The sequence below is a fragment of the Terriglobus sp. YAF25 genome, from assembly GCF_052113305.1.
GTDB lineage: Bacteria > Acidobacteriota > Terriglobia > Terriglobales > Acidobacteriaceae > Terriglobus.
Window position 1 is genome coordinate 1 of the sequence record NZ_JBFRCY010000323.1, and the last position, 6,027, is coordinate 6,027.

The window sequence follows — 6,027 nt, forward strand, 5'->3', positions numbered from 1 at the left end:
TCAGCATCATTCAGTAGCAGAGAAAATGTCTGGCGGCCGGCAAGCTCGAGCGGAACTCCCCGCTCCACCATGGCTCCGGTCGGGATTCTGGCCGTCGTCGGATGGTTGGTCTGTTTGGTATTGCCATTCGCGCTGACAGAGTACCCACCGAGCGCCAGCGATCCCTGCGCCTGCGCGTAGATACGGCCATCCGCACCGTACAGCGGAGTCATCAGCAACATCCCGCCATCAAGACTCTTTGCATCGCCCGCGGCCGCTACCGTGACGTCGATACGGGTTCCGGGCCGCGCGAAGGGCGGCAGCGACGCCGAGACGAAAACCGCGGCCAGGTTCTGCACGCGGATTCCGTTCGACGGTACGCTCACACCCATGCGGGAGAGCGTCGCAGCCAAAGTCTGCATCGGGAAGCCCGTCTGCTGGCTKTCTCCAGTTCCCTGGAGACCCACAACAATGCCATACCCTACAAGCTGGTTTTCGCGAATCCCTTCAATGGTCGCAATATCCTTCACATGCGCCAGGCGGGCGTCGGCGCCGAACATGACGCCGGAGATCAGCAAAAGCAGCAGGACGATGAAAGCGCGCATTAGAAGATCACCGCTTTCTGCAACAACCGGACCAGCACATTAGGGCGGCGAGTGTAATCGGTCACGATGCCTTTTCCGCGCACCTGCAGCTCAAGGCTGGAGATTGCGGTCGAAAGGACCTGATTCCAGACTGGAGTTATTAGCGCTGCTTCCCTGCCCACTCAACCCGGCCGCAGAATTCTGGCCGATAAGGTTCTGCGCGGCAGAACTTACGCTCAACTTGCTGAACAGCGAGGTAATCTGCGAGCTTGCGTTCGAGGTCCGCGATCCCTTTACTGCGCCATCGGTGCTTGCAACCACACTCTCCTGGACCACCACCTGGATCAGATCATGCGGGAACCGGGCGCGCATATCGCTGCCCATCCGTGCCATCCGGCCGTTTTCAGTCCAGATGGAACCAGGCGAGGTCTGCGAACCGGCGTCCTCGGCATGAACGCGGGCCAGATAAGAATCCAGCGAACTGGCCGCGACATCCTGCTTCTTGGACTTACCCTGCGCCATGGAGATCTCCACTCCCAGCAGCAGAAGCACCAGCATCACTAACGCGATATATTTCCACTCATTCTTCATCGCAGTTCGACCTCGCCTTTTCCTTTGATCACCGCCTGGATCCTACGTTCGGAACCCTCACCGCCAAATACCGCCATCGAAACCGGGATGACGTCTCCCACCATGCCGCTGCCGTTCGCAATACCCACCATCTGCATACGGCTTGAAGTCGAGTTTGACTTCACAAAAACCCGTTCCCCCGCGCGGACTGCGAGCTCCAGCGACGCAACCTTGGTGACAGGCGTCTGTGCTTTTACATCTACCGGCGCGGGTAACATATAGGCCGGCCATTCTGGGTGCGAGCAAGACCGCACTACGGCCCAGCTTCCACGCCCAACCAGATCGCGCTTCACAGCCTCCACACGGTATCCGCCGCTTTCTCCCAGCTCTACTGGAGCAGCAGCCACTCCTACGACGGCAAGCTCCGGCGTGCGTGCGCACTTTGCCTGCCCGAGTACTGTTCCAGTTGCCAGACCTACTACCAGAAGAATCCGCATTAGCGCACCAGGTTATTGATTTGGCCGTACATGTCGTCGGCGGTCTTAACCACCTTGGAGTTGCTCTCGTAGGCCCGCTGGGCCATGATCATCTGCACAAACTCCTCAACCGCATCCACGTTCGAGTTCTCGAGATAACCCTGCTGCAGCGTGCCGACGCCGGTCGTTCCGCCGGGAGTATCTGTAATCGCGGTTCCCGAAGAGGTGCTGGGCAGAAACAGGTTGCCGCCAACCGAATTCAGGCCACCGGGGTTCGCAAAGGTAGCGAGCTGAAGCGTGCCGAGCTGCGAGCTCTGTGTCTGTCCTGGAATCGTTGCCGTCACAACGCCGTACTGTGAGATCTGAACGTTCGTTGCATTCGAAGGAATCGTGATCTGCGGCGTAAGAAAATCGCCGTTCGCCGTGACCATCTGTCCCTGATTGTTCAGATGGAAGCTGCCGGCACGCGTGTAAGCGATAGCGCCGTCAGGACGGGTGACCTGGAAGAAGCCCTGTCCCTGGATAGCCAGATCGAGATTATTACCCGTCTGGTTGAAGTCGCCCTGGGTCATGATGACTTCGGTCGCGACCGGCTTGGTGCCGAGACCGATCTGCAGGCCGGCCTGGGTCGTCTGCGTGCTCTGCGCGCTGCCAGGAGTAACGACGTTCTGATAGATCATGTCTTCGAACTGAAGACGCCGGCGGCGGAATCCTGCCGTCGCTGAGTTAGCCAGATTGTTGGCAACCGTATCCAGATTCATCTGCTGCGCGCTCATGCCGCTGGCTGCCGTATATAACGCCCGTATCATCGCCTTACTCCTATATCCGTCCCAGGTCTTCGCCTGCCGTCTTGTCGAAGCTGTTGAAAATGCTTAGTGCCTTCTGCATCATTTCTGTTTGCCGCTGCGTCAGGATGAGCTCCATGGTGCCGTGAATGGCGTCTTCATTCGAGCCTTCGAGAGCACCCTGGCGAACGACTGCAGCTCCGGTCTGAGGCGTAGCCCCGTCCGCCGCTGCAAACAGATTGGTTCCCTGATTGGTGAGTTGCCCCGGACCAAAGTCAAAGACGCCGATCTGGCCGACGATGGCGCTGCCCGCGGGCCCGCTCACTGAAATCATGCCGTTCTCTGCAATATGAACCTGCCCGCTCGRCAGGGTGATTGGTGCGCCGCTCTGATTAAGAACCGCGTCGCCATGCTGCGTTACCAGAGTCCCGTTTTCGCTGCGTTGAAATCCACCGTCGCGCGTATAGCGAGTACCCTGTGCCGTTTTAATACCGAAATAGCCGTTGCCCTGCAGCGCCAGATCCAATGGATTGCCGGTCGTCTCAATCTGCCCCTGCGCCGTATCCAGGCGATTCCCGCCAAGCAGGTTGTAATTGTTTATCGCCCGGCCCACCTGGGAGGCTTCCGGCTGACCTTGAGTATCCGCGGTATCCATGAGAGAGCGGAAATAGTCCCGTTGCGCCCGGAATCCATGCGCTCCCACATTCGCGAGATTATTCGCCGCTGTATCCAGGGCCTGGGTACGCGACTGAAGCGCCGAATAGATGGCATAGATCCCGCTGCTCATACTCTCAAGATGTGCACGCAGCGTGCCGATAAAAACAAATCGGGCTTAGAAAGCACTAAGCACGCTTTCTAAGCCCGGTCTTATCTTTGCCTTTCGGCTTCTTTACTTCTATTAAGGATGGATTCTCCAGACACAATCGAGAACATCCTCCGCCGATTCGCCGGGAATGCATGAAACGGCGTGTCCTTCGAGCCACAAACGCATCCAGTACAACCGTCCTACACGCACCAGCCGTGCCGCGACCGGCTGCTGCTTCTCAATAGCCGAAACCATCGCCTTGACCAGGCTGTCCTGATCTTCGACCGTCTCTTCGTTCGTGGCGATCCCCTTGCACTCCGCCAACCGCTTGCGTGCGGCCTGATACTGCGATGACGGCAAAAGGCCGCTGTGCACATGCAGATCCGTCATCTGTTCCAGGGCCAACGCCGCAGCCGGATTCAGATCCGCGTCGAAGGCAAGATAAAGAGCCTTGCCGCCGGCTACACGTACCGGCAACATGCCGCTCTCTTCCAGAACGGCCTGCGGTGCAAGACGCGCCATCCGCTCCGGAGAGAAACCTTCCAGGGTCAGCATCGGGCAATTCCACTGTGCGCCCATCGCGCGCGTGATCTGCCCTTCACTCAAATTTGCGGCTTCCATCAGGCAGTCGCCGATGCGGACGTGTCCGCGCTGCCGCTGGCGCTGTAGTGCCTGCTGCAGTTGTACAGGCGTAATGATTCCCTGAGCCATCAGTACCAGGCCCAACGGAATACGGTGGTTATGCGGGCTGAATTCATCGCCTGCGATGCTTGATCCAACTTCGCGGCGAACTGCATGGGTTACCAGATGAGAAAGGCAGTTGCGGCTGCACGCCCACTGACCTTCAAAGTACGGACGAGTACGGTTTTTCCAACGCTGCAACCACCCGCCGGTGCATTGCAGGTTCCCGCAAAGCACGGTCTCGGTGACATTCGAGGGGATAGACTTATCGCCGATAGACGGCGTTTGYAACACGATACTGTCTTTTACTGAATCGATGTAGGCCATTCCACGCTCTCCTTGCGTGTTTGTTCCGGAGCGACCTCCGTAACCTCGAAGGCGTAATTACCGTTCACGATCACAATCTCGCCCCGTGCCACAACCCGCCCGCTCACAACCAGCTCGACCATCTCGTCGATCTGGCGGTCGAGCCTCAGTCCAGCACCCGATTGCAGGCGAACGGCATCGCCAAGTGTCAATTCCCGCGATCCAAGCCGAAGTACGGCATCGAACCGAAGCCCTTCCAGCAACTCAGGCATCGCTATTTCGCCCTCGCGCTACGACGCTTCGACTCGTCTCCATTCTTGGCATTGGCCAGATCCGCCAGCTTGGTGCGAAGCTTCAGCACCGCCGAGGAGTGAATCTGAGAGACACGCGACTCAACGACACCTAGCGTCAGACCGATCTCTTTCATGGTCAGTTCCTCGTGGTAGTACAGCGTCAACACCAGACGTTCTTTCTCGGGAAGATCTTCAATCGCATCGGCCAAACGCTGCCGCAGCTCACCCTTCAGTGCCCGGAACAGGGGTCCATCTTCGTCAGGGCTGGCGACATAGGCCAGTTCCTCATCTCCGGACTCTTCATTTTTCTCAACATGGAGGCTGCCGATCTCAAGCCCCTTCAGCTCGCCAAGCAGCATCTGGTAGTCATTGAGACTCATGCCAAGCTCTGCGGCGATCTCCTGCTCCGCCGGCGAGCGGCCAAGTGCATGTGTCAGCTTGCGGATCGCCTCTTCGACGCTGCGGCCCTTGCGGCGCAGCTCACGAGGACTCCAGTCCAGAGTCCGCAGTGAGTCAAGTATCGCGCCGCGAATGCGGAACTGCGCATAGCTCTTGAACTGCACCCGTTTGCCATGATCGAACTTATCGTAGGCGTCCATCAGGCCGATCACGCCGGCCGATACCAAATCTTCCAGCTCCACATGCTGCGGCAGCCGTTCATGGATACGCCGCGCGATGTAGCGAACCGTTGACAGATGATCGAGAAGCACCTGCTCACGGCTCGGTATCAGTTGGCTGCCATCCATGCTGGCAACCAGGGCGCGCGCAGCTTTACTGGCATCCTCAGCAAGCAGTGCCGACCCCAGCCCCACTTCGCTTCCGTAATCCTTCATTCCAAGCCTCGCCATTTCCGCTCCTTACCCTATTTGACCCACGCTCTGCACCCTTACTTCCGCCGGTATTTCGACTGGTGAAAGTACTGTCACCCGCGGGAGTATCGGCTCAAGCCAGCGACGTACGTGGTAACGTGCCGGCGATGGACATAAGAGCACGGGAAGTGCCGAAGTTGAGACCTCGCCGAGAGTCATTAATTTCGGCACAAGTTCTTCCACCAGCTTGGGGTGACTCTCGGTCAAACCGTCCATCAGGCGCTTCACTTCGCCGCGGCTCAGCAGTTCATGGGCATGACGGCGGATAAGCTCGCCAAGATGAGTCCCAATGACGGTCGTTTGATCCACAACAGAGCAGCCCGCTGCTAGAGCGCGCTCCTGCAGCGATGGATCGATCCACTTCGCATTCACACCGAAGGCAGGTTCTTTCGTCTCAATTCCCGGCAGCGCCTTGGCGCGTCCTTCGCGATCGGGACCGGCGGTAACGGCCAGCAGGCAATTCCCTTCCGTCTGCCAGCGGCCAATCTCGATGCCGCGCAGGCTGATGACGTATTCGCGTGGACGAAGCCGGAGGTTATCTGTGATGTGAACGGAAGGCACAACGAAGCCAAGCTCCGTCGCCAGGTGACGCCGCAATGCACGGACACGATTCAGCATCTGGCCTCCGTTCGACGCATCGACGAATGGGATCAACTGGAAACCGATCTCAAGAGTGAGC

9 protein-coding genes are annotated in these 6,027 nt (G+C 58.6%); all 9 read right to left on the reverse strand.

Going from position 1 to position 6,027, the window contains the following annotated elements; all coding sequences use genetic code 11:
* On the reverse strand, positions 1-539 hold a 539-nt coding region (locus tag AB4043_RS14450), incomplete at its 3' end, for a flagellar basal body P-ring protein FlgI (RefSeq protein WP_442307357.1).
* Between the two features lie 135 nt (positions 540-674).
* The gene (locus tag AB4043_RS14455) at positions 675-1,154 is read right to left on the reverse strand and encodes a flagellar basal body L-ring protein FlgH (protein ID WP_442307354.1); all 480 of its coding nucleotides are present in this window, start codon (positions 1,152-1,154) and stop codon (positions 675-677) included.
* Positions 1,151-1,630, reverse strand: a complete 480-nt coding sequence (locus AB4043_RS14460) for a hypothetical protein (protein ID WP_442299392.1) — start codon at positions 1,628-1,630, stop codon at positions 1,151-1,153. Before AB4043_RS14460 ends, AB4043_RS14455 begins: the two co-directional genes overlap by 4 nt.
* Positions 1,630-2,418, reverse strand: a complete 789-nt coding sequence (flgG, locus tag AB4043_RS14465; protein ID WP_442299391.1) for a flagellar basal-body rod protein FlgG — start codon at positions 2,416-2,418, stop codon at positions 1,630-1,632. The genes AB4043_RS14460 and flgG overlap by 1 nt, the downstream gene beginning before the upstream one ends.
* Before the next feature lie 10 nt (positions 2,419-2,428).
* The gene (locus tag AB4043_RS14470; protein WP_442307355.1) at positions 2,429-3,181 is read right to left on the reverse strand and encodes a flagellar hook-basal body protein; all 753 of its coding nucleotides are present in this window, start codon (positions 3,179-3,181) and stop codon (positions 2,429-2,431) included.
* A gap of 111 nt (positions 3,182-3,292) precedes the next feature.
* The gene (locus AB4043_RS14475) at positions 3,293-4,207 is read right to left on the reverse strand and encodes a hypothetical protein (protein WP_442299389.1); all 915 of its coding nucleotides are present in this window, start codon (positions 4,205-4,207) and stop codon (positions 3,293-3,295) included.
* Positions 4,186-4,458, reverse strand: a complete 273-nt coding sequence (locus AB4043_RS14480; protein ID WP_147648528.1) for a FliM/FliN family flagellar motor switch protein — start codon at positions 4,456-4,458, stop codon at positions 4,186-4,188. The genes AB4043_RS14475 and AB4043_RS14480 overlap by 22 nt, the downstream gene beginning before the upstream one ends.
* A 2-nt stretch (positions 4,459-4,460) precedes the next feature.
* Entirely contained in the window at positions 4,461-5,327 is an 867-nt protein-coding gene (locus tag AB4043_RS14485; RefSeq protein WP_442299388.1) for a FliA/WhiG family RNA polymerase sigma factor, read from the reverse strand.
* A gap of 9 nt (positions 5,328-5,336) precedes the next feature.
* Positions 5,337-6,027, reverse strand: a 691-nt coding sequence (locus AB4043_RS14490) for an FHIPEP family type III secretion protein (protein ID WP_442307356.1), incomplete at its 5' end; no start/stop codon positions are given.

Excerpts from the sequence above, each read along its gene's own strand:
- AB4043_RS14455 (WP_442307354.1), bottom strand. The coding sequence starts at position 1,154 with ATGAAGAATGAGTGGAAATATATCGCGTTAGTGATGCTGGTGCTTCTG.
- AB4043_RS14460 (WP_442299392.1), bottom strand. The coding sequence starts at position 1,630 with ATGCGGATTCTTCTGGTAGTAGGTCTGGCAACTGGAACAGTACTCGGG.
- flgG (WP_442299391.1), bottom strand. The coding sequence starts at position 2,418 with ATGATACGGGCGTTATATACGGCAGCCAGCGGCATGAGCGCGCAGCAG.
- AB4043_RS14480 (WP_147648528.1), bottom strand. The coding sequence starts at position 4,458 with ATGCCTGAGTTGCTGGAAGGGCTTCGGTTCGATGCCGTACTTCGGCTT.
- AB4043_RS14485 (WP_442299388.1), bottom strand. The coding sequence starts at position 5,327 with ATGGCGAGGCTTGGAATGAAGGATTACGGAAGCGAAGTGGGGCTGGGG.